General features: G+C 70.6%; 27 protein-coding genes and 2 pseudogenes. 13 read left to right on the top strand and 16 right to left on the bottom strand.

Going from position 1 to position 26430, the window contains the following annotated elements:
- Positions 1–49: 49 nt before the first annotated feature.
- The gene (locus tag LHJ74_RS28430; RefSeq protein ID WP_260221076.1) at positions 50–835 is read left to right on the top strand and encodes an enoyl-CoA hydratase/isomerase family protein; all 786 of its coding nucleotides are present in this window, start codon (positions 50–52) and stop codon (positions 833–835) included.
- On the opposite strand, the gene LHJ74_RS28425 is transcribed toward LHJ74_RS28430, so the two are convergent.
- A complete protein-coding gene (locus tag LHJ74_RS28425; RefSeq protein WP_260221199.1) occupies positions 793–1698 on the bottom strand; it encodes a hypothetical protein in 906 nt (301 codons plus the stop codon). The genes LHJ74_RS28430 and LHJ74_RS28425 overlap by 43 nt on opposite strands.
- Positions 1699–1912: 214 nt before the next feature.
- On the opposite strand from LHJ74_RS28425, the gene LHJ74_RS28420 reads away from it, so the two are divergent.
- From LHJ74_RS28420 to LHJ74_RS28400, 5 genes are read left to right on the top strand one after another with little or no spacing between them, the layout of a single operon-like run.
- Positions 1913–2410 (top strand): Asp23/Gls24 family envelope stress response protein, encoded by a 498-nt coding sequence (locus LHJ74_RS28420; RefSeq protein ID WP_260221075.1) that lies wholly within the window; start codon positions 1913–1915, stop codon positions 2408–2410.
- Positions 2411–2440: 30 nt separating this feature from the next.
- Entirely contained in the window at positions 2441–2647 is a 207-nt protein-coding gene (locus tag LHJ74_RS28415) for a hypothetical protein (RefSeq protein ID WP_260221074.1), read from the top strand.
- Positions 2648–2706: 59 nt separating this feature from the next.
- Positions 2707–3069, top strand: a complete 363-nt coding sequence (locus LHJ74_RS28410) for an Asp23/Gls24 family envelope stress response protein (RefSeq protein ID WP_260221073.1) — start codon at positions 2707–2709, stop codon at positions 3067–3069.
- A complete protein-coding gene (locus LHJ74_RS28405) occupies positions 3066–3749 on the top strand; it encodes a DUF6286 domain-containing protein (protein WP_375546856.1) in 684 nt (227 codons plus the stop codon). Before LHJ74_RS28410 ends, LHJ74_RS28405 begins: the two co-directional genes overlap by 4 nt.
- A gap of 1 nt (position 3750) precedes the next feature.
- Positions 3751–4389 carry an alkaline shock response membrane anchor protein AmaP gene (locus LHJ74_RS28400; protein ID WP_260221072.1) on the top strand — a complete coding sequence of 213 codons (639 nt, stop codon included), beginning with the start codon at positions 3751–3753 and terminating at the stop codon, positions 4387–4389.
- 68 nt (positions 4390–4457) lie between these two features.
- Here LHJ74_RS28400 and LHJ74_RS28395 read toward each other — a convergent pair whose 3' ends face one another.
- From LHJ74_RS28395 to LHJ74_RS28385, 3 genes are all read right to left on the bottom strand, one after another.
- Positions 4458–5213: an SDR family oxidoreductase gene (locus LHJ74_RS28395; protein WP_260221071.1), complete on the bottom strand. Its 756-nt coding sequence runs from the start codon at positions 5211–5213 to the stop codon at positions 4458–4460.
- 76 nt (positions 5214–5289) lie between these two features.
- Positions 5290–6213, bottom strand: coding sequence for an SURF1 family cytochrome oxidase biogenesis protein (locus tag LHJ74_RS28390; RefSeq protein ID WP_260221197.1), 924 nt, complete (start codon positions 6211–6213; stop codon positions 5290–5292).
- 26 nt (positions 6214–6239) lie between these two features.
- Complete coding sequence (locus LHJ74_RS28385) at positions 6240–7301, bottom strand: DEDDh family exonuclease (RefSeq protein ID WP_260221070.1); 1062 nt, start codon at positions 7299–7301, stop codon at positions 6240–6242.
- Between the two features lie 204 nt (positions 7302–7505).
- Here LHJ74_RS28385 and LHJ74_RS28380 point away from each other — a divergent pair, with 204 nt between their 5' ends.
- Complete coding sequence (locus tag LHJ74_RS28380; RefSeq protein ID WP_260221069.1) at positions 7506–8423, top strand: sterol desaturase family protein; 918 nt, start codon at positions 7506–7508, stop codon at positions 8421–8423.
- Positions 8424–8467: 44 nt separating this feature from the next.
- Here LHJ74_RS28380 and LHJ74_RS28375 read toward each other — a convergent pair whose 3' ends face one another.
- A complete protein-coding gene (locus tag LHJ74_RS28375; protein WP_260221068.1) occupies positions 8468–10021 on the bottom strand; it encodes a S8 family peptidase in 1554 nt (517 codons plus the stop codon).
- 241 nt (positions 10022–10262) lie between these two features.
- Between LHJ74_RS28375 and LHJ74_RS28370 the strand changes: the two genes are divergently transcribed.
- From LHJ74_RS28370 to moaA, 3 genes are all read left to right on the top strand, one after another.
- Positions 10263–10604, top strand: coding sequence for a DUF485 domain-containing protein (locus tag LHJ74_RS28370; protein WP_260221196.1), 342 nt, complete (start codon positions 10263–10265; stop codon positions 10602–10604).
- Positions 10601–12226 carry a monocarboxylic acid transporter gene (locus tag LHJ74_RS28365; protein ID WP_260221067.1) on the top strand — a complete coding sequence of 542 codons (1626 nt, stop codon included), beginning with the start codon at positions 10601–10603 and terminating at the stop codon, positions 12224–12226. The genes LHJ74_RS28370 and LHJ74_RS28365 overlap by 4 nt, the downstream gene beginning before the upstream one ends.
- A gap of 128 nt (positions 12227–12354) precedes the next feature.
- A complete protein-coding gene (gene moaA, locus LHJ74_RS28360; RefSeq protein WP_260221066.1) occupies positions 12355–13344 on the top strand; it encodes a GTP 3',8-cyclase MoaA in 990 nt (329 codons plus the stop codon).
- Here the strand turns inward: moaA and LHJ74_RS28355 are convergent.
- Together LHJ74_RS28355 and LHJ74_RS28350 are read right to left on the bottom strand one after the other, a co-directional pair.
- Positions 13327–13587 carry a hypothetical protein gene (locus LHJ74_RS28355; protein WP_260221065.1) on the bottom strand — a complete coding sequence of 87 codons (261 nt, stop codon included), beginning with the start codon at positions 13585–13587 and terminating at the stop codon, positions 13327–13329. The two genes, moaA and LHJ74_RS28355, sit on opposite strands and share 18 nt — an antisense overlap.
- Before the next feature lie 191 nt (positions 13588–13778).
- Positions 13779–14135, bottom strand: coding sequence for a DUF3099 domain-containing protein (locus LHJ74_RS28350; RefSeq protein ID WP_260221064.1), 357 nt, complete (start codon positions 14133–14135; stop codon positions 13779–13781).
- Positions 14136–14332: 197 nt separating this feature from the next.
- On the opposite strand from LHJ74_RS28350, the gene LHJ74_RS28345 reads away from it, so the two are divergent.
- The gene (locus LHJ74_RS28345) at positions 14333–14620 is read left to right on the top strand and encodes a GlsB/YeaQ/YmgE family stress response membrane protein (protein WP_260221195.1); all 288 of its coding nucleotides are present in this window, start codon (positions 14333–14335) and stop codon (positions 14618–14620) included.
- On the opposite strand, the gene tyrS is transcribed toward LHJ74_RS28345, so the two are convergent.
- From tyrS to LHJ74_RS28315, 6 genes are all read right to left on the bottom strand, one after another.
- The gene (gene tyrS, locus LHJ74_RS28340; protein WP_260221063.1) at positions 14617–16026 is read right to left on the bottom strand and encodes a tyrosine--tRNA ligase; all 1410 of its coding nucleotides are present in this window, start codon (positions 16024–16026) and stop codon (positions 14617–14619) included. The two genes, LHJ74_RS28345 and tyrS, sit on opposite strands and share 4 nt — an antisense overlap.
- A 130-nt stretch (positions 16027–16156) precedes the next feature.
- A complete protein-coding gene (locus LHJ74_RS28335) occupies positions 16157–17539 on the bottom strand; it encodes a metallopeptidase TldD-related protein (RefSeq protein ID WP_260221062.1) in 1383 nt (460 codons plus the stop codon).
- Complete coding sequence (locus LHJ74_RS28330) at positions 17536–19068, bottom strand: TldD/PmbA family protein (protein ID WP_260221061.1); 1533 nt, start codon at positions 19066–19068, stop codon at positions 17536–17538. Before LHJ74_RS28330 ends, LHJ74_RS28335 begins: the two co-directional genes overlap by 4 nt.
- Positions 19069–19193: 125 nt before the next feature.
- A complete protein-coding gene (locus LHJ74_RS28325) occupies positions 19194–20873 on the bottom strand; it encodes a hypothetical protein (RefSeq protein ID WP_260221060.1) in 1680 nt (559 codons plus the stop codon).
- Positions 20874–20973: 100 nt separating this feature from the next.
- Complete coding sequence (locus LHJ74_RS28320; protein WP_260221059.1) at positions 20974–21798, bottom strand: class I SAM-dependent methyltransferase; 825 nt, start codon at positions 21796–21798, stop codon at positions 20974–20976.
- A 45-nt stretch (positions 21799–21843) separates the two neighbouring features.
- A complete protein-coding gene (locus tag LHJ74_RS28315) occupies positions 21844–23667 on the bottom strand; it encodes an NAD(P)/FAD-dependent oxidoreductase (protein ID WP_260221058.1) in 1824 nt (607 codons plus the stop codon).
- Between the two features lie 238 nt (positions 23668–23905).
- Here LHJ74_RS28315 and LHJ74_RS28310 point away from each other — a divergent pair, with 238 nt between their 5' ends.
- Positions 23906–24379, top strand: coding sequence for an NUDIX hydrolase (locus LHJ74_RS28310; protein ID WP_260221057.1), 474 nt, complete (start codon positions 23906–23908; stop codon positions 24377–24379).
- A gap of 26 nt (positions 24380–24405) precedes the next feature.
- Here LHJ74_RS28310 and LHJ74_RS28305 read toward each other — a convergent pair whose 3' ends face one another.
- Both LHJ74_RS28305 and LHJ74_RS34535 read right to left on the bottom strand, forming a co-directional pair.
- The gene (locus LHJ74_RS28305; protein WP_375546855.1) at positions 24406–24525 is read right to left on the bottom strand and encodes a DUF397 domain-containing protein; all 120 of its coding nucleotides are present in this window, start codon (positions 24523–24525) and stop codon (positions 24406–24408) included.
- A gap of 191 nt (positions 24526–24716) precedes the next feature.
- Positions 24717–25157 (bottom strand): annotated as a pseudogene (locus tag LHJ74_RS34535) (helix-turn-helix domain-containing protein); the annotation flags it as partial.
- 648 nt (positions 25158–25805) lie between these two features.
- Between LHJ74_RS34535 and LHJ74_RS28290 the strand changes: the two are divergent.
- Positions 25806–26129: a hypothetical protein gene (locus tag LHJ74_RS28290; protein ID WP_260221056.1), complete on the top strand. Its 324-nt coding sequence runs from the start codon at positions 25806–25808 to the stop codon at positions 26127–26129.
- A 96-nt stretch (positions 26130–26225) separates the two neighbouring features.
- On the opposite strand, the pseudogene LHJ74_RS28285 reads toward LHJ74_RS28290, so the two are convergent.
- A pseudogene (locus LHJ74_RS28285) lies at positions 26226–26430 on the bottom strand (hypothetical protein); the annotation flags it as partial.

The following is a 26430-nucleotide window of genomic DNA, read 5'->3' as shown; positions in this document are numbered from 1 at the left end:
CCGGTGGTTACTCTTCAGTCAACTGTTGAGTAACCACCGGAGGACTTCCATGCCCGAGCCCCTGCTGGACCAGGACGGCGTGCTGCTCACCTCGGACGGCGGAATCGCCACCGTCACGCTGACCAACCCGGCAAAGCGCAACGCCCAGACGCCCGCGATGTGGCGGGCACTCACCGAGGCGGGGCGGATGGTGCCGGGTGACGTGCGGGTCGTGGTGCTGTGCGCCGAGGGGCCGTCATTCTCCGCCGGGCTCGACCGGCGGGCCTTCACTCCGGAGGGATTCGACACAGAGCCGTCCTTCCTGGAGATGGCGCGGGGCTCCGAAGCGGAGCTGGACGCGCTCATCGAGGAGTACCAGCGGGCGTTCACCTGGTGGCGCCGCCATGACGTGGTGAGCGTCGCCGCCGTGCAGGGACACGCGGTCGGTGCGGGCTTCCAGCTCGCGCTGGCGTGCGATCTGCGGGTCTGCGCGGACGACGCGCAGTTCGCGATGCGCGAGACCAGCCTGGGCCTGGTCCCCGACCTGACGGGCACCAAACCGCTGGTGGAGCTTGTCGGCTACGCGCGCGCCCTGGAGATCTGCGCTACCGGCCGCTTCGTACAGGCGCCCGAGGCCGAGCGCTGCGGTCTGGCCAATCTGACCGTTCCCGGCGCCGAACTGGAGGCGACCGTCTCCGACCTGGCCGCCGCGCTGCTCGCCGCCCCGCGCGACGCGGTGATCGAGACGAAGGCGCTGCTGGCGGGCGCGGGCAGCCGTACGCACGAGGAGCAGCGGGTCGCCGAGCGCGCGGCTCAGGGCCGTCGGCTGCGGGACCTCGCGGGGCTCGCGGACTGAGCCCCCTCCCTCCCCACGCGGGTCTCGGCGGGGTGCGCGGCGGAGGGCGGCGGTGCGGCGCGGCGGATCGCGGTGACGAGGACGGCCACGGCCACTTGCCGCGCCGGGAAGGGCCCCGGGCCCGGCTCCGTGGGCTCCCGTACGGCGGCGATCACCGCCTCGCGGGCTCCGCGCGCGACATCCAGGGCGCGGTGGTTCGCGGCGGTGGCGATCTCGACGAGGTGCACGGCGTGGTCTCCGCTGCCGTACGTGTGCAGCAAGTGCGCGCCCAGTACCGGAGCGAGCCCGGCCACACCGGGAGCGCCGAGCGCCGCATGCGCCACGGCCTCGGCTGTGGGGTCCGGACCCTCCTGGCCGGGCCCCGGTCCCGGTTCGCCTGCTCGTGCCACTGCCGGTTCTGCTTCGCGCTCCTCTTCCGGTCCCAGTTCCGGTTGCTCCTCCGCTCCCGTGACTGCCTCCAGGAGCCCGGTCACACGCAGGTCCACCTCCGAGACGGTCAGCCCCAGCCGCTCCGTCGCCGCCGTGTACAGCGCCGCCCGCAGCCGCTCCGCCAGCGGACGCAGCGGATGGTTCCCGGGGGCCTCGAAGTCGGCCGACAGCCGCAGCGGCCCGTGCGGCAGGGCGCCCGGCGGTGGCGGCACCTCCGGCGCCCCGTGTGGGGGAGCATCCGACGGCCCGGCAGCGGCCGGAGCGAGCCGCAACCGCCCCGGGCGTACGCCGCCCAACCCGGCGGCGGCGCCGCGCAGCACTCCCGCCGCCGCCTGCTCGGTGATCCACGCTCCGTCGTCCGCGCCCCCGAGCGGTACCAGCCGCCCCAGAGCGACCTGCCGTCGTACCGCCTCGGTCAGCGGATCGGTGCCCATCGCGTTCACTGCGGGCCCCCTCTCCCTCTTTCGGTCCGTCTCTTCCGGGCCCTGCCCGGCGGTTTCGTACCCCACCCTCCCGGATCGGGGCCGCCCTCGTCGGCAGCGTCACCCGTTTGGCGCCGTGTGTGCGAGGCGGAGGGCGGCGGGCAGATCTAACGTGGGCAGTGGAGCGGCGGTACCGGCCGTTCCGCCCCGAGATGAGGTGAAGGCGATGTCCGACACTGCACAGCGCAATGAGAAGGAATCCACCGCCGCACAGTCCGCCGGCGCGAGTAGCCAGAAGACGCTCAGCAGCAGGGGCGGCAAGGAGGCCCCGGCCGAGCGGGGGCGGACGACGATCGCGGACGGCGTTGTCGAGAAGATCGCCGGCATGGCCGCCCGCGATGTCGTGGGCGTGCACGCCATGGGCAGCGGTTTCGCCCGTACGTTCGGGGCCGTACGCGACCGGGTGCCGGGCGGCAGCGGGGCCGCGGCCAGGGGCGTCAAGGCCGAGGTCGGCGAGCTCCAAACGGCCCTCGATTTGGAAATCGTTGTCGAGTACGGTGTGTCGATCTCGGAGGTGGCGCGCTCCGTGCGGGAGAACGTCGTCGCCGCGACCGAGCGGATGACCGGCCTGGAAGTCATCGAGGTGAACATCGCCGTCGGTGACGTGAGGCTCCCCGACGAGGAAGATGAAGAAGAGGAATCGGACAAGCCGCGCCTGCAGTAGGCCGGAATCCGATAAGCGAAGGAGCGCACGATGAGCATGGCCGTGGTCGGTCTGATCACAGGTATGGCGCTGGGCTTCGCCGGTTACTTCGGCGGTTTCGGTGCCTTCCTGCTGGTGGCGGCGCTGGGTGCCGTCGGATTCGGAGCAGGAAGGTTTCTGGAGGGCGACTTCGAACTGGGCGACTTCTTCCGCCCGCGCGACAGGTCGCGTGGCGATGACCGGCGCAGGACACGGTGAGCAGGGCGGTTCCGGACGCGGCGTCGCGAGAGGAGCGTCCGGGGCAGGACTCCGCCTCCGTGGCCGTGGTGCCCCCCAGCGAGCGGGGCGGGCTGCGCATCGCGGACCGGGTGGTCGCCAAGGTCGCGGCGCGGGCGGCGCGTGAGGCACTGCGAACCGGTCCGGAGGCGGACAGGCTTCCGGGCGGGAAGCGCGCGGCCCCGCAGGCCACGGTCACGGTCCGGAACGGCTCGGCCCGGGTGAAGCTTTCCCTCACGCTTCCCTACCCCTCGGACCTCGCCGCGCAGTGCCTCGCCGTGCGCGCGCATGTCGCCTCGCGGGTGACGGAGCTCGTCGGCATGGAGGTCCCGGAGGTGGCCGTCGGCGTGGACCGGCTGCACTCGCCCCACCTGGACAGCACGGCACCCGGGAGGGTCCGGTGAGCGACGAGAGGGCGGGGCACGTGGCCGAGCACACCCCGAGTGGTCGGGAGGAGCCGCCGGACACCACCCGTCTGGAGCAGTCCGCCTCCACTGCGGCGTACGACGCCGAGAGCCGGGGCGGCCACCGGGGCGAGGGCGGCCGGGCGGACAGATTCTGGTCGAGCCGCAGGCTTCCCGCCCTGCTCGTGGCCCTGGTGCTGCTCGCGGGCCTCGGCCTGCTGCTGTTCGACCTGGTGTCCGTGCGGCTGGACCGTCCCGGCATGGCCTGGCGCCGCACCCTCGTGGACGAGTCGGCGACCAGACCCCTGGACGACGTCTGGGTGCTGGTGGGAGCCGGCGCGGCCGTGCTGCTGGGGCTGTGGCTGATCGTGCTGGCCGTGACGCCGGGACTGCGCGGGCTGCTGGCCATGCGCCGGGACGTCCCGCGGGTGCGGGCCGGACTGGAGCGCACCGCTGCGGCGCTGGTGCTGCGGGACCGCGCCATGCGGGTCGCCGGGGTCCAGTCCGTGCGGGTCGCCGTCGGCCGCCGCCGGATCAGGGCGCGGGCTCAGGCACACTTCCGCGACCTGGATGAGGTGCGCGGCGACTTGGACACGGCGCTCGATGACGGCATCCGGCAGCTGGGCCTGGCACGGCAGCCGGGGCTGTCCGTCCACGTCCGCCGCCCGGCGAAGAGATGAGGTGTGCGCCGTGCTGCGGACGGTGAACCGAGTGCTGCTCGGCCTGACCGGAGCGCTGCTGCTGGTTGCGGGCGTGGTGGTGCTCGTGGCCGGACTGGATCTGCGGCAGCGCTGGGGGTTCAGCCTGGGCGCCGGGTGGCGATGGGCAACCCCGGACGATGTGCTGCTCACCGACGCGGACCGCGCCCGGTGGCAGGACGAGGGCTGGTGGTGGCCGGTCGTGTTCGCCGGGCTGGGCGTGCTGCTGGCGCTGCTGCTGTGGTGGCTGCTCGCTCAGCTCCGGCGCCGGAGGCTGGGGGAGGTGCTGATCGTGCCCGAGGAGAGCGACGGGGCGGCCGGTGCGCCCCACGGCGACGGACCGGCCGCAAGGCTGCGCTGCCGGGCGCTGGAGGACGTGCTCGCCGCGGAGGCGGAGTCCCTGGAGGGCGTCGAGCGGGCACGCGTCAGACTGCGCGGGCGGCGTACGAAGCCGCAGGCACGGGTGAGCCTGCTGCTCGCCCCGCAGGCGCGCCCCGCCACCGCGCTGGAGCGGCTGCACACGGAGGCGCTGGAGCACGCCCGGACTTCGGTGGGCCTGGCACGCTTCCCGGCGGAGGTGCGGCTGCGCAGCGTGCGGCACCGCGCCGGCCGCGTCAGCTGACGGCGGGCTGCGGCGCGGCGGGGCCCGCCGGCGTGGCGTGGGACCAGTCGGCGTGGCGTGGCGTGGCGTCAGAAGCCGTGCCCCGCGCCGCCGTCGACGGGAACCATCACCCCGGTGAGATAGGACGCGGCGGGCGAGAGCAGGAACGCCGCCGTACGGCCGAACTCCTCCGGTGTCCCGTAGCGGCGCAGCGGGATGGCGGCCGCGTTGCGCGCACGCGCCGCCTCCACATCGCCGGAGAGCGCGTCCAGTTCCCGCACCCGGTCGGTGTCGATACGGGCGGGCAGCAGTCCCAGTACCCGGATTCCGCGCGGACCGGCTTCACCGGCAAGTGTCTTGGCGAAGCCCGCCAGCCCCGGACGCAGCCCGTTGGAGACGGTCAGGCCGGGGATCGGCTCGTGTACCGAGGCGGAGAGGACGAAGCCGATCACGCCGCCCTCGCCGAGCGCGCCCACGGCCGTACGGGCGAGGCGTACCGCGCCCAGGAAGACCGACTCGAAGGCGGCCTGCCACTGCTCGTCGGTGATCGACTCGCTCGGCCCGGCAGGCGGGCCGCCGACACTGATCAGGATGCCGTCGAACCGTCCGAAGCGGTCACGGGCCGTCCCGACGAGCCGTGCGGGGGCGGCCGGGTCGGCGTTGTCGGCGGCGACGCCCGCCGCGTTCGCGCCGAGCCGGGAGGCCGCCTGCTGCGCGGCGTCCTCCGTCCGGCCGGTGAGCACCACCTTGGCTCCGTCGGCGACCAACTGCTCGGCGGTGGCGAAGCCCAGCCCGCGGGTGGCACCGGTGATGACGTAGACGCGGTCCTTCAGCCCAAGATTCATGGGGGCCAGTCTGCCGGGTGGACTCCGGGCGCACCCTCGCGGGGGCGTAGGCCGCGCACTCGCGGGCGCGAGGGTGCTACTTCCCCAGCGCGCCTTGGCCGACTGCCGGTGTCTCCGCGTCTGTCTCCGCGTCCTGGCCGTGGTTCCGGTCCTCGGCGCCTTCCGCACCTGCGGCCGTTCGCGCGGTCTCGGTCCCGTCCGCGGATTCGGCAGCGGTCCCGGCCTTCGCCGCCGCCGCGCGGTCGCGGCGCTCGCGGCGGACGAGAATCACCCATCCGGTGGGCGCGCACGCCGTGAAGAGCCACCACTGCACGGCGTACGCCATGTGCGCGCCGATGCTGTCGTGGTCCGGTTCGGGCACGGGCTGCGGCTGCTTGCCCGCCGCTTTCGGCGTGAACTCCGTCAGCTGGATGTAGCCGCCGAGGACCGGCTTGTCCAGAACCTCGGACTGCTGCTCGCTGTTGATGAGCATCACCTGACGGGGCGGCAGGCCGGGCTTGTCCTTGATGCCGCTGTCCGCGGTGGTCTCGTCGGCCATCATCCGGCCGGTGACCGTGATCTGCCCTTCGGGGGCGGCGGGCACCTCGGGGAACTTCGTCAGGTCCCCGCCCGCCTCGATCCAGCCGCGGTTGACCAGGACCGTGCTGCCCTCCTGACCGCCGCCGTCCTTCAGGACGAGCGGGGTGAGCACGAAGTAGCCGATCGAGTTCTCGTCGGCGGCCGTACGCTGCCGGACCACGACCTCGTGCTCCGTGTCGTAGCTGCCGGTCGCCGTGACCGTACGGAAACGCACGCTGTCGGCGGGCTGGCGGCCGACTCCGGTCAGCTCGGTGACCGGTACGGCGGGGGCGGCGAGACTGTCGGCGATCAGGTTGTTGTGGGCCACCCGCGCCTCGTGGCGGTGGAACTGCCAGAAACCCAGCTCGACCGTCGCGGGGATGAGCGCGAGGGCGAGCAGGGTGAGACACACCCACTGCCGGGACAACAGGAACCGGTACACGGTCATCGACGGTATCGCGAGGCCCGTCAGACCTCGGGCGCGGGGGCCACATCCCGGAGGAGCTGACTGAAGGCGGCCTCGTCGATCACCGGAGTGCCGAAGGAGTGTGCCTTGGCGACCTTGGAGGTGATGGCGTCCGGATCGTTGGTCACCACCACGCTGGTGAGCCGGGACACACTCGTCGCGATGTGCAGCCCGGCCTCGGCGGCGCGGTCCTCCAGCAGCTCGCGCTCCACCGAGGTGTCGCCGGAGATCGCCACCCGCATGCCCTGGACGAGGGGCCCGCCCGGCTCGTACCGCCCCGGATTCGGGTGCGGGCAGGCGGGCCGCTTACGGGACTGGCGCCAGGTGCCGAACGCCCGAGGGCCGGAGCGCGCGGCGGAGCCCGCGGAGCCGCCGGTGCTGAGGGGCTCCGACCACTCCGTGAGCGGCTGGCAGGCGAGCAGGGGAAGCTGCACATCGCTCTCGGCGGCCAGGTGCAGGCTCGGCCGGAAGGACTCCGCCAGCACCCGGGCGTCGTCGAGCGCGTGGTGCGCCTGCTGCTGCACGACGCCGTAGTGCGCGGCCAGCGATTCCAGCTTGTGGTTGGGCAGCGGCAGGGCCAGCTCCTTGGAGAGGGCGATGGTGCACAGCCGCTGGCGGACGGGTGCGGTGCGCTGCGCCCGTGCGTACTCCCGCGCGATCATCGACCAGTCGAAGATGGCGTTGTGCGCCACCAGCACCCGGCCCGCGAGCCGTTGCGCGAAGTCGTCGGCGATCTCGTCGAAGAGCGGGGCGTCGGCGAGCACTTTCGAGGTGAGCCCGTGGATCCAGGTGGGGCCCGGGTCGCGCTGCGGGTTCACCGTGGTGTACCAGTGATCCTCGACGTTGCCACGGGAGTCGAGACGGTAGACGGCAGCGGAGACTATCCGGTCGTCGCGCGCGAGGCCGGTGGTCTCGACGTCCACCACCGCGTAGCCGTCCGGATACCCCGACGGCCATCGGGGACCGGGGGACCCGGCGGCGTCGTTGGGGCCGGTGGTGGACTGCGCGGGGATGTGTGCCGCCCCCGCGCTCTCATCCGGACGTGCCGTCTGGTCTTCGAGCATGGTCCCAGAGGATACGGCCCGGCACTGACAGTGCATGACACCCGTCCGGCCCCACGCGGGCCCGAAGGGTGCGGGCGGGGCGACGAGATGACGGGGTGACGGCTCGTCGGGCGGCGCGGCGCCTGCGGCGGTGTGCGGAGACTTCTTCTTACTTCTCGGTAACCACCCCTAGTCATGGGCCGCGAGGGCATTTACTTTGCTGACATGTTGTCTCACCTGCCCGACGTCCTCCTCTGGTCGGTTCCCGCCTTCGTGCTGCTCAGCGTCCTCGAGATGGTGAGCTACCGCCTGCGTCCGGACGAGGACGCGGCCGGTTACGACACCAGGGACGCGGCCACCAGCGTCACCATGGGGCTGGGCAGCCTCGCCTTCGACGCCCTCTGGAAGATCCCGATCGTCGCGGTCTACGCGGGGGTGTACGAACTGACGCCCCTGCACATTCCGGTGCTGTGGTGGACGCTGCCGCTGATGCTGCTCGGCCAGGACTTCTGCTACTACTGGTCGCACCGGGGACACCATGTGATCCGGATTCTGTGGGCCTGTCATGTGGTGCACCATTCCAGCCGGAAGTTCAATCTCACCACGGCGCTGCGCCAGCCCTGGACGACCTGGACGGTCTGGCCCTTCTATCTCCCGCTGATCGTGCTCGGCGTGCATCCGGCGGCGCTCGCGTTCCTCTCCGCCGTCAACCTCGTCTACCAGTTCTGGATCCACACGGAGCGGATCGGCAGGCTGCCGCGCGCGATCGAGTTCGTCTTCAACACGCCGTCACACCATCGGGTGCACCATGCCTCCCAGGGCGGCTACCTCGACCGGAACTTCGGCGGCATCCTGATCCTCTGGGACCGGCTCTTCGGCTCGTTCGTACCCGAGACCGAGAGCTGTGTGTTCGGCCTCACCAAGAACATCGAGACCTTCAACCCGCTCCGGGTGGCGACGCATGAGTACGCGGCGATAGGGCGCGATGTGCGGGCCGCTCGCAGCTGGTCCGAGCGGGTGGGGCGGGTCGTGCGCGGCCCGGGGTGGCAGCCGCCGTCCACCTCTTGTGAAGCGCCCTCGGCGGCCCCGGGCGGCGGGCTGACAGCGGAGGGCCGGGCCCGTCCGGACCCGGCCCCCCGCTGAGGATCACTGCTGAGCGTGACGCCTGTGCGGTTACTTCTGCGTGGCTACTTCCGTACGGCGTCCAGGGCGTCGACGATGCCGTAACCGTAGAAACTGTTCACCTTCTGGTGGCCCGCGCACTCCGCGTTGACCTCGCCGTCCCCTTCCGGGTCGTACGGCTCCGTCGGGCAGCCCGGGTTGTCCGCCCAGGCCTTCATCCGCCACTGAAGCTCCTGCGGCGTGGACCGCCGGTGCTCGCTCTTGATCAGCGCGGCCACGCCCGCGACATGCGGACCGGCCATCGAGGTGCCCTGGAGGAAGGCGTACTCGCCGTCCGGCATGGTGGAGAGGATCCTGCCGTCCTTGGCGTCACCGCCGGGGATCTGGTACTTGTCGCCGCCCGGCGCCGCGACGTCGATGACGCCCTCGCCGTAGTTGGAGTAGTACGACTTCAGCGGCTGGGCGCCGGTCGCCGAGACGGTTACCGAGCCGGGGAGCTGAGTGGGCAGGTCCACGCACTCGGCCGGGTCGACGGTGCGGGTGACCGGCGTGGTGTCGTTCGGACTGGTGTCGTCGGTGATCTCGTCGGCGGCGAGGTCATGGCTGGAGTTGCCCGCCGAGGACACGTTGAGGACGCCCTTGCGCTCGGCGTACTTCGCGGCACGGCCGACGGCGTCCGCGATGGCGGCCTGGTCTGCCTGGTCGGGGCAGTTGAACAGCCACGGGTCGACGTAGTAGCTGTTGTTGGTGATTTCGACACCGTGCTCGGCGGCGAAGGTGAAGGCGCAGACGACGGCCTCGGCGTAGAAGAGGCTGCTGTGCTGCTCGGAAACCTTGATCGAGGAGACCTGCACGCCGGGTGCGACGCCCGTGACGCCCACTCCGTTGCGCGGTGCGGCGATGGTGCCCGCGACATGGGTGCCGTGGTAGCTGCCGCCCTCGGCGTACGGGCGCCAGGCGCCCGGGGAGGTGTCCGCCGTACCGCCGACGCAGCTCGCGGACTGCCGCTCGGAGAAGTTCGGCTTCAGATCCGGATGGGTGTCGTCCACGCCGGTGTCGATGACGGCGACGGTTACCTTCTTGCTGCCCTCGCTGACTTTGTGCGCCTTGTCGGCCTTGATGGCCGGGATGTTCCACTGGAGGGACTCCAGCGGCTCCGTCCGCGCGCCCCCGCCGCGAAGCGCGTCGGCGCCCTTGCTCCGGGCCAGCTTCTCGGCCACGGCCTTGGGGTTCTTGAGGTATTCGGGCTTGCCGACGTCGGTGCTGGAGGCGGCGGTGAGCGGGGCGGTACGAGTCGCCCCGGCCGAGTCGACCCCCTCGACCGCGCGCATCGTCGCGCCGAACTCCGGGTTCTGGGAGTGCGCGACGAGGACGCCGATCTTCTCGTGGGCCGAGATGACGGTTCCGTCAGCCGCGGAGATCTCCCGCCGCACCCGCTCGATCGTCTCGTCGTCCGTGTCGGTGTTGACGACGTAACTGAGCTTCTCGCCGGACTTCGTGGTGGACGGCGCCTGGGCGAGCGCCGTGCTCGCGCCCGGGAACGCGAAGAGGGAGGCGGTCAGGGCCAGCCCGAGCGGCAGCGCCAGGGCGCGCCGTCGTCTGAAGGGCTTCGAATCCATGGGGTCTCCATGTCCTTTGCTCGTGCCTGCAGGTGACCGGAAGTTATCGCTGATGTGTACGGGTCAGCAATGGACCAGCCAGGAAAGATCGCCGCGACCGGGTGTGGCTACAGATTTTCGACCGCCGCCCTCTGGTTGCGTGGACCTTCGTCCCTCTACGATGCGCGGACGGTGTGGCCAAAAGTGACCCAGGACACACCGCTCGTCCCCTCTCGTTCTGTCTGGAGTCTCCGTGGTCACCCTGCCGCAGGGAGCGAGTTCCGATCCCCCGTCGGAACGCCCCGATTTCCTCGAGGTTCAGCAAAGCGCCGAGTTCGGTGAACTGCGCCGAGCGCAGCGCTCGTTCGCTTTTCCCGTCACCGTCGCCTTCATCATCTGGTATTTCCTCTATGTCCTGTTGTCCAACTATGCAGGCGATTTCATGGGCACCAAGGTGCTCGGCAATCTCAACATCGCCTTCGTATTCGGTATCGCCCAGTTCGTGACCACTTTTGTCATTGCCTGGTGGTATTCCCGTCATGCCGAGGCCAAGCTCGATGACCGGGCCGAGGCCATCAAGAAGCGTCTGGAGGGCGGCGCGTGAACTCGCTCGTACAGCTGTCTGCGGAGGGTGCAGGCGAGCACCGCACTCTGATCATCACTCTCTTCTCGGTCTTCGTCGCCGCCACGCTCGGCGTCACCGTATGGGCCGGGCGGCGTACGAAGGACGCCACCGACTTCTACGCCGGCGGCCGCTCGTTCACCGGCTTCCAGAACGGCCTCGCCATCTCCGGCGACTACATGTCCGCGGCGTCCTTCCTGGGGATCGCCGGTCTTATCGCCCTCTCCGGTTATGACGGCTTCCTCTACTCCATCGGGTTCCTCGTCGCCTGGCTGATCGCCCTGCTGCTGGTCGCCGAACCGCTGCGCAACTCCGGCCGCTTCACCATGGGCGACGTGCTCGCCTACCGGATGCGCCAGCGCCCGGTGCGTACGGCGGCCGGGACGTCCACCATCGTGGTGTCGATCTTCTACCTGCTCGCCCAGATGGTCGGCGCCGGCGCCCTTGTCGCCCTGCTGCTCGGCGTCACCGGCGACGTGGGCAAGAACCTCATCGTGGTGCTGGTCGGCGTCGTGATGATCCTCTACGTCACGATCGGCGGGATGAAGGGCACCACCTGGGTGCAGATGATAAAGGCGTGCCTGCTCATCGTCGGCACCCTGCTCATCACCGTCCTGGTGCTGCACAAGTTCAACTGGAACATCTCCACCCTGCTCGGTGCCGCGGCGGAGAACAGCGGCAAGGGGGCGTCCTTCCTCGAGCCGGGGTTGAAGTACGGCGTCAGCACCACCTCGAAGATCGACTTCATCTCGCTGGGCCTGGCCCTGGTCCTCGGCACCGCCGGGCTGCCGCACATCCTGATCCGCTTCTACACGGTGCCCTCGGCCAAGGTCGCCCGTAAGTCGGTCAACTGGGCGATCGGCATCATCGGCGTCTTCTATCTGATGACCATCGCGCTCGGCTTCGGCGCGGCGGCGCTGCTCTCCAACAAGGAGATCACCGACTCCGACGCGGCGGGCAACACCGCCGCGCCACTGCTGGCCCAGGAGATCGGCGGCGGCGCCGACTCGGCGGGTGGTGCGACCTTGCTCGCCCTGATCTCCGCGGTCGCCTTCGCCACGATCCTGGCGGTGGTCGCGGGTCTTACCCTCGCCTCGTCCTCCTCGTTCGCGCACGACATCTACGCGAACGTCATCCGCAAGGGCCAGGCGAAGGAGAAGGAGGAGGTCGCCGCGGCCCGGTTGGCGGCGGTCGCCATCGGTGCCGTCGCCATCGTGCTCGGCATCTTCGCGGGCAAGCTCAACGTCGCCTTCCTGGTGGCGCTCGCCTTCGCGGTCGCCGCCTCGGCGAACCTGCCGACGCTCCTCTACAGCCTCTTCTGGAAGAGGTTCAACACCCAGGGCTCCCTCTGGTCGATCTACGGCGGGCTCTTCTCGTCCGTCTTCCTGGTGTTCTTCTCGCCGGTCGTCTCCGGCAGCCCGAACGCGATGTTCTCGGGTGTCGACTTCCAGTGGTTCCCGCTCAGCAACCCCGGGCTGATCTCCATCCCGCTCGGCTTCCTGCTCGGCTGGCTGGGATCGATCCTCAGCAAGGACGAGGACAAGGACGGCAAGAAGTTCGCCGAACTGGAGGTGCGGTCCCTGACGGGTACGGGCGCGCACTGACCGGTCGCCCGACCCCGGCTGGGCACCCGCGTACGGACGGTTGACGCCTGTGGCATTCAACGAACTGTTGAATGTCACAGGCGTCACGTACGCTGCGGAGCACGTAGCAACCGTGGGAGGGCCACCAGATGCTGCTCGACACATACGGCAGGAAAGCCACTGACCTGCGCGTATCGCTGACAGACCGCTGCAATCTGCGCTGTACCTACTGCATGCCCGAAGAAGGGCTCCAGTGGCTGGCCAAACCGGATCTGCTCAGCGATGACGAGATCGTCCGCCTGATCGGCCTCGCCGTGACCCGGCTGGGCATCGAGGAGGTCCGCTTCACCGGCGGTGAGCCGCTGCTCCGCCCCGGCCTGGTGGGCATCATCGAGCGCTGCGCCGAGCTCGACCCGCGTCCGCGGATGTCGCTCACCACCAACGGCATCGGCCTGGAGCGTACGGCCGAGGCGCTGCACGCGGCGGGGCTCGACAGGGTCAACGTCTCGCTCGACACCCTCCGCCCCGAGGTCTTCCAGCGGATGACCCGCCGCAAGCGGCACGCGGACGTGCTGCGCGGGCTGGCGGCAGGCCGCGCGGCGGGGCTGACTCCTGTCAAGGTCAACGCCGTGCTGATGCCGGAGCTCAACGACGACGAGGCCCCCGATCTGCTCGCCTGGGCCGTCGAGCACGACTACGAACTGCGCTTCATCGAGCAGATGCCGCTCGACGCGCAGCACGGCTGGCACCGCGAGGGCATGGTCACCGCCGGCGACATCCTGGCCTCACTGCGCACCCGCTTCACGCTGACGCCCGAGGGCGAGGAGGTGCGCGGGTCCGCACCCGCGGAGCGCTGGATCGTCGACGGCGGTCCGCACCGGGTCGGCGTCATCGCCTCGGTAACCCGCCCGTTCTGCAGCGCCTGCGACCGCACCCGGCTCACCGCCGACGGTCAGGTGCGCACCTGCCTGTTCGCCCGGGAGGAGACGGATCTGCGCGCTGCCCTGCGAAGCGGCGCGGAGGACGAGGAGATCGCCGAGCTGTGGAAGCTGGCGATGTGGGGGAAGAAGGCGGGCGCCGGAATCGATGACCCGTCGTTCATCCAGCCCGACCGCCCGATGTCAGCCATCGGCGGCTGAGCCCCCGCCCGCGGACTCCCCGCCGGCGGACTCCCAGTCCGTCAGCAGCACGACGTCCTTCAGGAAACCGCGCATATTCAGGAACGACGACAGGTGTTCGCGGTGCTCGTCGCAGGCGAGCCACGTCTTGCGCCGCTCAGGGGTGTGCAGCTTGGGATTGTTCCAGGCAAGCACCCATACGGCGGGCGCGCGGCAGGCCTTGGCGGAGCAGAGGGGGGATTCGGGGTTCTCGGCAGGGATCACGGCCCTATTGCAACACCCGGGCCCCGCACATGGCGACGCCGGGCAGCCACGGGGGGAGCCGCCCGGCGTCGGTCCGTCGCTCCGACGGGGGATGCGGAGCGCTCCAGAAGTATGGCATGCGGGGGCATGCGCAGTGCACCGGAACCGCACTATTGCTCTGAGGTTTTCCGGATCACATGGGCTTCCGCAGCTCAACGCCGTTCATGCGGCGTCTTGTTGGGCTCGTCACGCTCGGTCTCCCGAGGGGGCGTCGTCGCGTCGAGCATCGGGCGCGAGGGCCCCGGCAGGTAGCTGGACGGCATCCTGGGGGAGTTCTCCCGGCCCGCGTTGGCGATGACCACGGCCACGTACGGCAATAGCACACCCAGCGCCAGTGTCACGACGGCCAGTGGTCGCTGCACGTTCCACAGGACCACGGTCAGCACCACCGAGAGAGTGCGGATCAGCATGGAGATCACATAGCGCCGCTGCCTGCCGCGCACGTCGTCCGCCAGCCCCTGCCGGGCTCCGGTGATCCGGAAGACCTCGGGACTCTTCTGCTTGCGCATCGTATCCACCACCTGATCGAGCGCGGGCCACCTCAGCATCCGGACGTCTCCACGGTACGCCCGGGCACCCCCCTTCCGGTGTCCGGGGGCGCCGCTTTCCGCCGTGCGCCCCTGCCCCGTCCGTACGACACTGACAGGTGTGCGCAGGTACAAGCACGGGTGCGTACGCGGGCCCGCCGATCCGCGGAGGCGAGAACATGGGCTGGTTGTGGGCAATCCTGGTGGGACTGGTGCTGGGCGTGCTCGCCCGCGCCGTACTGCCGGGCAAACAGGCTATTCCGCTCTGGCTGACGGTGATCTTCGGCATCCTCGGCAGCATTCTGGGGAACGCCGTCGCCTCCGGTATCGGGGTCGACGACACGAAGGGAATCGACTGGATCCGGCATCTGCTGCAGCTGGCCGGGGCCGTCCTGGTGGTCGCTCTCGGCACACCGCTCTGGGCGACCCTCAGAGGAAAGAACAAGGGCGCCAGAGCCAGGCCCTAGAGCCCGCGGACCTCCGCGATCTTGCGCCCGGCCTTGAGGTAGACCGCGCCGCTCAGGTCCGCCTCGGCCAGCTTCTCCGGCACCACCTCGCCGAGCGGGCGCAACGCGTCGGCCTCCGCGAGCACCAGCGCGCGCTGGCCGCCGTCCGTCTCGACGATCAGCCGCAGCCCGTTCTGCTTCGCGATCCGGCGGGCGGCCGAGGCGCTCGGAGTGAACTCGAGCACCTTGCTGAGCAGGGCGGCGATGCCCTCGCTGCCGTGCTCGGCGAGGTCCACCGAGGGCAGCGTCCCGACCTCCGCGAAGGACTTGCGGGAGAACTGCGCGGCGAAGCCATGCCGCGCCGCCATCGCCGCGTCGATGCCGTGCAGTGCGGTGACCACATCGCCCGCCAGAACGCGCTTGAGGTCCATCGGATGCAGCGTCTTCGCCTCGACACGGGCGAGCGCCAAGTCGATCTCGGCGTCCGTCCACTCCGTCCAGGCCCGCAGGTACGGGGCCATCAGCCGGTCCGGAATCGACATGATCTTGCCGAAGACGTCCTCGGCGGACGCGTTCAGCGCGACGTAGTTGTCCTTGGACTTGGACATCTTGGCGCCGGACCCGTCGGTGCCCTCGATCAGCGCGTTGGTGGCGATCAGCTGCGGGCGCTGCCCGTAGATCTCCATCACCTTGCGGCCCATCTGCATGTTGAGCAGCTGGTCCATGCCGCCGAGCTCGAGGTCCGTCGCGATCTCCGCCGAGTCCACCGCCATCGCGACCGGGTAGATCAGCTCCGACATGGTCAGACCCGACCCGGCCGCCAGCCGGGTGCGGAAGTCGTCGCGCTGCAGCAGCTGGGAGGCGGGCACCTGGGAGAGGATGCCGATCAGCTGGGGAAAGGTGAGCCCGGCCAGCCACTCGCTGTTGTGCCGGAAGCGCACCTTCTCGAAGTCGAAGAACGGCTTGACCTGGTCGCGGTAGCCCGCGAGGTTGCGGGTGATGTCCGCGTCCGTCAGCGCGGGGCGCTCGGCGGTACGGCCCGACGGGTCGCCGATCTTGGCGGTGATGTCGCCGATGATCAGGGTGACTTCGTGCCCCATCCGCTGGAAGCGGCTGAGGATGATCACGGGCACCGCGTGCCCGAGGTGCACCTCGGCCCCCGTCGGGTCGATGCCCAGCTTGACCTGCAGCCCCTTGCCCTCGGCACGCTTGGCCGCGATCGTCTCGGCGAGCTTCTCCTCCGACGGCAGCACGTCCACCGCGCGGGCGGCGATCAGCGCGGCCTGCTCCGTCGCCGAGAGATCGCTCAGATCCAGCGAACGCCGCGACCCGGTCTCCGTGAGCAACTGCTCGACGGTCTTGTCGATGGAGAGGTCCTGGGCCAGCAGCTCGCTGGCGCGCGTTACGGAGTCGCCGAGGCGTGTCACGTCTGTCGTCCTGGGGATCGGGTTGCGGATGGGACGACAGCGAGTCTAACGACCTCCCCCGCGCCAGGGGGAGCGTCGTCAGCGCGGCGGCGGGCGGCCCGCCGCCGCGTTCACCGTGGGGGCCCGGTGGTCACACGCCCTGGCTGACCGAACTCATGTTGAAGTCCGGCACCCGCAGTGGCGGCATCGAGGCGCGGGTGAAGTAGTCGGACCACTCGCGCGGCAGCGTACGGTCGCTGCGCCCCGCCTCCGTGGCGCGTGTCAGCAGGTCGACCGGCGACTCGTTGAACCGGAAGTTGTTGACCGCGCCCTTCACCTCGCCGTCCTCCACCAGATAGACCCCGTCCCGGGTCAGCCCCGTCAGCAGCAGCGTCGCCGGGTCCACCTCCCGGATGTACCACAGGCAGGTCAGCAGCAGCCCGCGTTCGGTGCGGGAGACCATCTCCTCCAGCGAGGCGGTGCCGCCCGCGTCCAGCAGCAGGTTGTCGATCGGCGGCGCCACCGGCAGTCCGGTCAGCCCGGCGCTGTGCCGGGTGCTGAGCAGCCGCTCCAGCCTGCCGTCCCGTACCCAGTCGGTGGGCGCGAGAGGCAGCCCGTTGTCGAAGACCGACACGTCGTCGCCCGAGGTGTGCGCCATCACGAACGGCGCCGCCTGCAGCCCGGGTGCGGCCGGATCGCTGCGCAGTGTCAGCGGCAGCGGGGAGAGCGTGTCACCGACCCGGGTGCCCCCGCCGGGCTTGCTGAACACGGTGCGGCCCTCGGCGGCGTCCCGCGCGCCGGAGGACCACAGCTGGTAGATCAGCAGGTCAGCGACGGCGGTGGGCGGCAGCAGCGTCTCGTAGCGTCCGGCGGGCAGCTCGACGCGCCGCTCGGCCCAGCTCAGCCGCAGGGCCAGCTCGGCATCGAGGGCGCCCGGATCGACGTCGGTGAAGTCGCGGGTGTACCGGCCCGCCCAGGCCGACCTCGTACGGTCCGCGGACTTGGCGTTGAGCTCCAGCGTGCCCGTCGGCTGGTCGTGCCGCAGCCGCAGCCCGGTCGAGCTGCCCAGATAGCTGGAGACCGTCTCGTGGCTGGCGAACCCGTACAGCTCGCGCTCTGCGGCCCGCGCCCGTGCGAACGACTCGCCGAGTGCGGGCGCGAAGTCCGCGAACACCTCGGGGGAGGTCTCGTCGGGGGAGTCGGTGAAGTCGGCGGACGCGGGTGCCCCCTCGACCAGCGGCTGCGCGTCCTCGGCTGGTCCGGCGGCACGGGCCGCCTCCTCCGCCGCCCGCACCAGCGGCTCCAGTTCGGCGGCCGTCACGGCGGAGCGTGAAACCACACCGGAGGCGGTGCCCTGTCCGCCGTCGACCGTGGCGATGACGGTCAGCTCGCGGCCCCGCGTCACGCCGTTCGTGGTGAGCGCGTTGCCCGCCCAGCGCAGATTGGCCGAGGACCGCTCGTCCGCGATGACGACACAGCCGTCCGCCCGGGACAGCTCCAGCGCCCGCTCCACGATCTCGTGCGGCTTGCTCATCGACCGGCCTCCTGGGTGGTGTTGAGGATGTTGACGCCGCGGAAGAGCGCGGACGGGCAGCCGTGCGAGACGGCGGCGATCTGTCCGGGCTGCGCCTTGCCGCAGTTGAACGCCCCGCCGAGCACATAGGTCTGCGGGCCGCCGACCGCCTCCATCGAGCCCCAGAAGTCCGTGGTGGTCGCCTGGTAGGCCACGTTGCGCAGCTGACCGGCCAGCCTGCCGTTCTCGATCCGGTAGAAACGCTGGCCGGTGAACTGGAAGTTGAACCGCTGCATGTCGATGGACCACGACCGGTCACCCATGACGAAGACCCCGCGCCGCACTCCGGCGATCAGCTCCTCGGTGGACGGCCCGTCCGGTGCGGGTTGCAGCGACACGTTCGCCATCCGCTGGACCGGGACATGACTCGGCGAATCCGCGAACGCGCAGCCGTTGGAGCGGCCCAGGCCCGTCAGCCTGGCGATCCGCCGGTCGAGCTGGTAGCCCACCAGCGTGCCGTCCCGCACCAGGTCCCAGGACTGTGCCGCCACGCCCTCGTCGTCATAGCCGATCGTCGACAGGCCGTGCTCGGTGGTGCGGTCACCGGTCACATTCATCAGCCGCGAGCCGTACTTCAACGTGCCGAGCTGGTCGAAGGTGGCGAACGAGGTGCCCGCGAACGCCGCTTCATAGCCCAGCGCCCGGTCCAGCTCGGTGGCGTGGCCGATCGACTCGTGAATGGTCAGCCAGAGGTTGGACGGGTCCACCACCAGGTCGTACGCCCCCGGCTCGACGCTGGGCGCGCGCATCTTCTCCGCGAGCAGCTCCGGCATCCGCGCCAGCTCGCCGTCCCAGTCCCAGCCGGTGCCCCGTGCGTACTCCCAGCCGCGCCCTGCCGGGGGCGCGAGCGTGCGCATCGAGTCGAAGTCGCCGGACTCCGCAACCGCCACGGCGGTGAGCTGCGGCAGCAGCCTGACCCGCTGCTGCGTGGTCACCGTCCCCGCCGTGTCGGCGTAGAACTTGTTCTCCTGAACGGTCATCAGCGTCGCGTCGACATGGCTGACTCCGTCGGCGCCCAGCAGCCGCTCGCTCCACTCGGCCATCAGCCCGGTCTTCTCGGCGTCCGGTACCTCGAACGGGTTGACCTCGTACGCGGATACCCAGGTCCGCTCCCCGTGCGACGGCTCGTCGGCCAGCTCGACCCTTTCCTCTGAGCCCGCCGCCTCGATCACCCGGGCCGACAGCTTCGCCATCTCCACGGCCTGGGTGGCCACCCGGGCCGCCGCGTCCATCGTCAGATCCACGCCGGAGGCGAACCCCCAGGCCCCGCCGTGCACCACCCGTACGGCGTAACCGGAGTCGGTGCTGTCCGAGGATCCCGCGAGGCGCGCGTCACGCAGCCGCCACGAGGCGTCCCGGACCCGCTCGAACCGGAAGTCCGCGTGCCCCGCCCCCAGCGCCCGCGCTCGGGCGAGCGCGGCGTCCGCGAGCGCGCGCAAGGGGAGTTCGAGGAAGGACGGATCGATCTCGTGCGTCTGCGCTTGCGCCATCGGCGCCTCCTGTCTCGGAGCACGGAGGCCGCCCCGGGTCCCGGAACGGCCTGCTGTACGAGCGGGGGTGACTCCGTGACCGGAGCCGCCCGTGACCGGGATACTCGCATATCACGGAGCGGTGTTCACCGAGGGTGGTGCGCTTCGAGCAGGGTCGCGAGAAGCTGCTCGGTCCGGTGTGCCGCGGTGCCCGGGTCCGGACCTGTCGCGGCGACCATTCCCCAGCGTTCCGGTACGCAGGCCACAGCCCGCATCATGCTGCCCGGCGGGGCCAGAGCGGCCGCGGTGGCCTCCATCCGGGCGAGGGTGTGGGTGGCGGCGGGCCGGAAGACCCGCGTGGCGGCGTAGCGGTCCGAGACGCCCTCGCGCCGCGCGAGGTCCTGGAAGGTCCGCAGATACTCGGAACCGTGCGAGGAGAGGTTGAAGTCCATCGCGCCGACCAGCAGCCGGTCGCCGAACCGGCCGCCCACGCTGCCGACGGCGAAGTCGACGCCGCCGGTCGCCAGCCCCTGATGGCTGCCGTCCCGCAGGCTCTCCGGGCCGACGAACGCGGCCCGGATGGCGTGGAGCGCCTCGCGGATCGTCCGGTACGCCTCGCCCGGCAGGCCGAGGGTGACCCAGCCGCTCTCGTCCAGGGAGCTGTTGCCCCGCCAGGAGAACCCGTCCAGCGTCTGGAGCGTGAGGCCGTCGGCGACGAGCCCGTACCGGAACTGCCCGGAGGGGACGACGGGCAGACGCGCACCGTCGAGCTCCGCCGGGAGGAAGTCGACCCAGGCTTCCAGCAGGCAGTCGTCCCCCATCGGATGGGCCGCCCGGGCCTCCGCCGCGAGGCGTGCGGTATCGGTGAGGTCGAGGTCGCCGACGATCCGGGCACCGTCGCCCGCCTCACTCGGCTTGAGCGCCGCCGCACGCAGCCCGTAGCGGGTACGGAGCAGTTCGGCGGCGTCGAGCACCCCGGCCACGAAGGCCTCGCGGGACACTCCCGCGCGCGGCACCGTGTAGCCGGGGAGTACGGGGATCCGCAGGCCGAGGCGTTGATGTGCCTCGCTGAGCAGCTGCTCCGCGATGAGGAGCGCGTCGGCGGACAGTCCCTCCTCGGCCAGTGTCCGGGCGGCCTCGACGGTGGGGTGCAGATGGGCCTTGCGGTTCCACCGGGTGGCGACCGCGGGGCTGTTCGCGTCCGTGACGAGCCTGTGCCGCCCGGTCTTGCGGCGCAGCCACAGCAGGAAGATCTGCATCTCCAGGTCCAGCGCGTACAGCCGGATCACCGCTTCGGGGCGGTCACGGAGCCAGCCGATGATCCGGCCCAGCGGCGTGTCGGCACCCCGCTCGTGGTCGATGGCGAGGGTGAGGAGGGCGTGGCTGAGGTAGTAGTGCTCCACGTCGCCCACGTCGACGGCCGGGATCCTCCAGTGACCGACCGCTTCGGCCCATGGCGCGGTACGGCCGACGGCGAGATCCGCGGCCGCGCCGAGGAAGACGGAGCGGGCCTCCACATAGGTCGCCACGTCGTGCGGGACCTGATCCGCCACGAGGGAGGCAAGGTCGCCGTCGAGTGACCGCAGGGTGGGGGTGGCGGAGTGCAGCAGCAGCGCGGGGAATTTCCCGGCGGAATCCGCGTAGTAGGGCGACAGTTCCCTTTTCGCGTGCTCCGCGACGGAGGCGCAGTCCATCCCGAGAAGCTGCTGAGCGGTACCGGCCACGCGTCCTTCGTCCAGGACGCGGTGGCCGGTGAAGAAGCCCGCCCAGCGGATGTCCTTGCCGTCCGGCGACCTGTATACGGACGGTGCGACGGGAACGAGCACGGTGGCTCCTGTGCTGGGCGGGCCGGTGGGCCGGGCGGGTTGCCCGGACTGGACGGTCTTCGCGGATCGGACGGTCTGGTGGTCAGGGCGTCCGGGCTGTTCAGGGAAGGAGTTGCGCCTTGAAGACGACGGTCACATACGGTAGATCAAATTCCTCACGTCCGGCGAGATCGGGATGGGTGAGGGCGAGTTGCCGGATCTTCTCCCTGAGTTCCTTCTGACGCTGCGGCGAGCAGTTCAGATAATAGGAGCGAGAGCTGATGAGTTCGATGAGGGACTCGACGGTTTTCCGGTCCGCGTGTTCATAGAAACCACGTTCGATCGGGCCGAAGCGAGGCCCGAAGGTGGGATTCCGCAACCATCCCGAGAGCCGTTCGGGGTCGTTGGCGCGCAGCGCGGCCAGGGTGCCGTGCAGCATGATCGCCGCAGGGGTCTCCGGGTCCGTTCCGGTGTCCTCGTCGGCGAGGATCCGGGACAGCTCCGCCGACCAGGGAACTTCCTCGTCACGGAGGTTCCACAGGGCGGCGAGGACCCCGCCCGCGCGCAGCACCCGGGCGATCTCCGCGTGCGCGGGGCCGGGATCGAACCAGTGGTAGGCGTGGCTGACGACGACCGTGTCGACGCTCGCGTCCTCGAGCGGGATGTTCTCCGCGCTCCCGGCCACCGCGGTCGCCGAGGGCGCGGACGCGCTGAGCGCCTCCCGCATCTCCTCGTCCGGCTCGACCGCGATCACCCGGTGGCCGTCGGCCAGCAGCGCGCGGGTGAGAATGCCCGTGCCGGCACCGAGATCGAGCACCGTGCGCGGTTCCTCGCCCGCTACCCAGCGGAAACTCTCCGGCGGATAGCCGGGGCGCGTCCTTTCGTACTGCTGGACGCCTTGGCCGAAGGAGCTGCCGCGCTTTCGCCAGTTCTCTTCCATCGTCATAGCGGCCCTTTCTCGTCTCTCATTGTTTCTCATCGTTGCGATTTCTCATCGTTGCCGGTAGAAAACGCGGAGCCGGTCCGGGTGGTAGCGGGTGTGCATCGGATGCGCCTCGCCGTGCAGGGCGGCGGCGACGGCCTGGGCGACCACGGGGGCCTGCGCGAATCCGCCGGTGTTGTGACCGCCGGTCACCACGACCAGCCCGCCGTGCGCGTTCGGCGCGACCTCCAGGACGGGGAGGCTCGACGCCGTCCACGGGCGCACGCAGTGCCTCCGGCTCCGCCGCAGCAAATCCGTCCGGCGCGCCTCCTCGAACGCCTCCGGGAAGAACGTCGCCGCGGTGTCCTCGACGGCCAGGTGGAGGACATCCAGCCGGGCCGGGTCGATGTGCGTGGGGTCCGCGCCCGTCCAGCCGTAGCCCGACCCGACGACCAGCGTGGACTCGCCGCCCGGTCCGGCCGTCACGGTGACGTTGGCGTCCTCCGTCAGGTGACCTGTTCTGCTGATCTTCAGGGAGTTTCTGAGCGCGGGCCGCACGTTCGGAAGGGTCAGCCAGGTGCCCACCACACCGTGGACGAGCCCGTCCGTGGCCGTGCCGCGCAGCAGGTCACCGCCGTACACGCCCGGCGAGAGCACATAGTTGTCGGCGTGCACCGGCACGCCCGCGCGGCACAGCCCCTCCAGCGGCGCGCCCGGCCCGCCACGCAGAGCCTCGACCGGCTGCCCCCAGTGGAACGCGGCCCCGCCGTCCTCCAGCAGGCCGATCAGCCGGGCCAGGAAGCGGTGTATCTGAACGGTAAATCCGGTTACCTCGAAGCCCCCGGCCAGCAGGCCGGAGGCACAGGCCCCGCCGAGCGCCGGATACCGCTCTGCCACCTCGGCCGGGGAGAACACCGCGCGGGCGGCGCTGAGGTGGCGCTGCCGGGCGAAGTGGGCGCGGAGCTTTCCCGGATCCGTGTAGAGGCGGAGGATGCCGTGGCGCAGCCCGACGTCGTGGAAGAGCGCGGCCTCACTGCGGGCGAGTCCGTCCCACGACTCCTTGGCGACCTGATTGAAGAGCAGCACGTCTTCGGTGTACGAGCGGGCGAGCCACGGCGGTATCCGCGCGTTGTCCCGGACCCAGGCCCGTTCCTCCTCGCGGAGGGCGGACGGGACGGCGAGGCACCAGCCGTTGTCCTTGGGCTCACGGAGAAACGGGACCGGACCGGATAACGCGTTCCCGTGGTAGCCGTCGGTCTCGGTGAGCGTGAACATCCGCCCGTCGCCACCGCCCCTGCTGGCTCCGTAGGCCATCCAGTGGGCACCCGATCTGGGGTCGGGCGCGCTGTCGTAGACGGACACCTCGTGGCCCGCTCGGAGTAATCGCAGTCCGGTGACGAGGTTCACCACCCCGGCGCCCACCAGCGCCACTGAGCCGCGCCGGTGCCGCCCGGAGGTGATCCGGGCGGACAGCTCCGGTGCCGTCACCGCCGTCACCCAGCTGCGCTCCGCCAGCGCCAGGGCACGGGCGTACAGCGCGGCGGGCGGCTCCCGGCCCGCCAGGGACCGCTCCCGCAGACGCCGCACGATCAGCTGTGGGCCCGCCGCCGGGTCGGGAACAGGGCGCGCCTGCCCGCCCTCCGACCCTGACGGGATCACCACCACGACCAGCGGGGCCTCGCGCCCCGCCGCGCCACGCCAGGCCGCCGCCTCCGCCGTATCGGGCACGCTCCGCGTGAGCAGCGCGTCCGGTCGCCGCCTGGCGAGCACATCACCCCGCCCGCCTCGCCCCTCCCGTCGCCGCCGGGCCAGCGCGGGCCGGTAGCACACCTCCGAACCGCGCACGAGAGACAGGGCGTCGGCCGGAAGCGCATGATCCAGAAGTATCAACAACGGCCGCTCCCGATGGCGTCGAGGGAACGAGGGGCCCTGGCGGCCCCCTGCCCCGTACTGCCGTTCATGTGCGGGCTGACACTCTGTACTTAGGCGATTGTTCTGCTGGTGTCTATCCGGGCCCAGACACACGGAAACGGCGATATTCGGCCCTGAACCGGTCTCGTGATCGGGCAGGTCAGCCCTGAGCGATGCGCGGATCTCGGATGTGGGAGAGGACTCAGTGGGAGGTGCGGGGATGAGTTTCCGGCTGGCGGCGTACGCCGTGTGCATCAAGGGCGGGCGGGTGCTGCTCGCCCGTCACGTACCAGCGAAGGGCGAGACCAACTGGACTCTTCCGGGAGGCAGAGTCGAGCATGCGGAGGATCCGATCGATGCGGTGATTCGGGAGGTCGCTGAGGAGACTGGCTGCGACGCGGTGGTCGAACGCCTGCTGGGCGTGGACTCAAGGGTGATTCCCGCGGCCGACCGCCCCTTGCCCGGTCTACCCGAGCACCAGAATGTCGGCGTCTTCTACCAGGTCCGTATCACCGGCGGCCAACTCCGGCCTGAGCCGAACGGCGAAACCGCCGAGTCAGTCTGGACACCGCTCCCCGACGTCGCCGGCCTGCGCCGCTCATCACTGGTCGACATCGGCCTCGCCCTGGCGCAGACCCTTCCGGCAACCGGCCACGTCGCTCCCGTCCCGATCGGCGGCCTGATCCGGCACTGAGGCGCGACGCACGGGGGACGAGCAGCTCAGCTTTTGAGTGAGAGTGCTGCGATGAACGTGCCCCACTCCGGCGACGCAAAGGTCAACTGCGCACCGTGCGGGTCCTTCGAGTCCCGGACGTGAACGGCGACCGCGTCGGTGGCCACCTCCACGCAGGCGCCGCCCTCACTGCTGCTGTAGCTGCTCTTGAACCAGGCCAGGTCTGCAGGAGTCCGTTGACGACCTGGATTTCGAACGCGTGGTACTCCACGGCTCGCGTCTCCACGCCCGCCACGTTGCGGAAAAACGTCGGAAAGTTCGCCTTCGCGACCTCGTCCTTCGCCGCCCTCAGCAGTCCGAACGCGTCCAGCACCTCATCCGCGTCGTCCAGGAAGGTCGGCTGCGGCGGGCGCTGCCCTTGTTCGATCGAGGCGATCATGTCCGGGCCGTAGCCGAGCCGTTCGCCCAATTCGATGCGGCTCAGCCGCGCCCGCTCCCGCAGCACCTTGATCTGCCTGCCGACGCACTTGAGGATGTCCGCGCCCGAGTCGCCACCCTCCGGCTCCGGTTCCGACTCCAGCGCCTCGTTCGATTCCCGGCCCGTCTCGTCAAACCCGAGTGGTCCGCAGGCGCGGCCTGGCTGGATGAGGCCGACGGGGCGATGTGGCGGGCCGATGAGACGACTCTCCTCCCCGCAGCCCCGGTGAAGCCGGGTGGAGCGCTGACCGTCCGCCCGGACCTCTCGGACACGTGGTGGGCGACGCTGAACACCTCGCTGGACTGCCTGGCCGCGCAGCACACCACCCGTATCGCGACGCCGGACACCGTCACCATCACGCAGGGCCGCGTCACGGAGGCCATCAGCACCACTTTCCCCGCATGCGGACCTGAACTGGGCGAACGTGACCAGCCCGCACTTCTGCCTGTTCGACTGGGAGGACTGGGGGACGCCTCCCCTGGGGCTGGACGCCGCTTCCCTAGCAACTCCGGCCGCAAGGCCGACACGTGCGGGACCCGGTCCCGGAACCGCGCTACCGTCGGCTTGAGAACGGCTTCGAGTTGGGCAGCTTTCCCCCGGCGCCGGCCAGACTGATTTCAAGGCATTCCACCTTGCCGAGCCAGCTCTCGCGCCGCGCTTCGACGATCCGATCGATCAGGTTGTCGCAAATCTCGGTTAACCGGTCTCGCTGCGACGGTCGGGCCGGAGGAGCGAGCATCGGACGCAAGCTTCTCTGAACTAGGCCGTGTTGCTAAAGGAGGCTGGTGAGCCGGGTGCACCCCAGACCTCGGCGTCGAGCAGCGTCATTCCCAGCACGGGCCACGCCTCCCGCCTGCGACGGTGCAGCCGCGTGGTGTCCATCTCGCTGCGTAAACTGTTGGCTCGTATGCCCGTCTGCGATGTCTACGCGCCACTGACGGTTTCCTGTTCGACCCGAAGGACTGAGCCGTGCCCGACCGACCTGAGATTGTCTGCATCTGCGGCTCTACCCGGTTCGTGGACGAAATGAGCGCGGCGAACCGTGATCTGACCTTCGCAGGTGTCATCGTCGTCGCGCCAGGCGTCTTCCTGCGCGCCGAGGATCACGAGGCAGACGAGTTGATCACCAACGAGCAGAAGACCGCGCTGGACGCCCTCCATCTGCGCAAGATCGACCTGGCTGACCGGGTTCTGGTCGTCAACCCAGGCGGGTATATCGGCGAGTCCACGAGCAGGGAGATCGCATACGCCCACGCCACCGGCAAGCCGACGTCGTTCACCGATCCCTTCTGACCAGTAGACGCTTCGTGGTGCGCCCGGGCAACGAGTCTCGGTCAGCCTCGTGGCCGGCGATGCTCAGGGGCATCCGCGGGTGGCCGGACTGCTCGTCTAGGCGGAGGCGGCGGCCACGAAGAACGGAATGGCGAGGAGGAAGCGGTCGGCCTCGGCGCGTCGGCGCTGCTCGGTGAGCCACTCGTCGGCCTGGTCACGGCTGACGGCGCCGCTCGTGCAGGCCGGCTCGGCGAGCCTGGTGAGCAGCGGCAGCATCGCGGGGTCGGTGAACACGCTGGTGTGCGCCTCGACGGTGACGTCG

The organism is Streptomyces gossypii (assembly GCF_025165795.1).
GTDB lineage: Bacteria > Actinomycetota > Actinomycetes > Streptomycetales > Streptomycetaceae > Streptomyces > Streptomyces gossypii.
The sequence above is the reverse complement of the archived record's forward strand: the minus strand, read 5'-3'. Positions and strand labels throughout refer to the sequence as shown.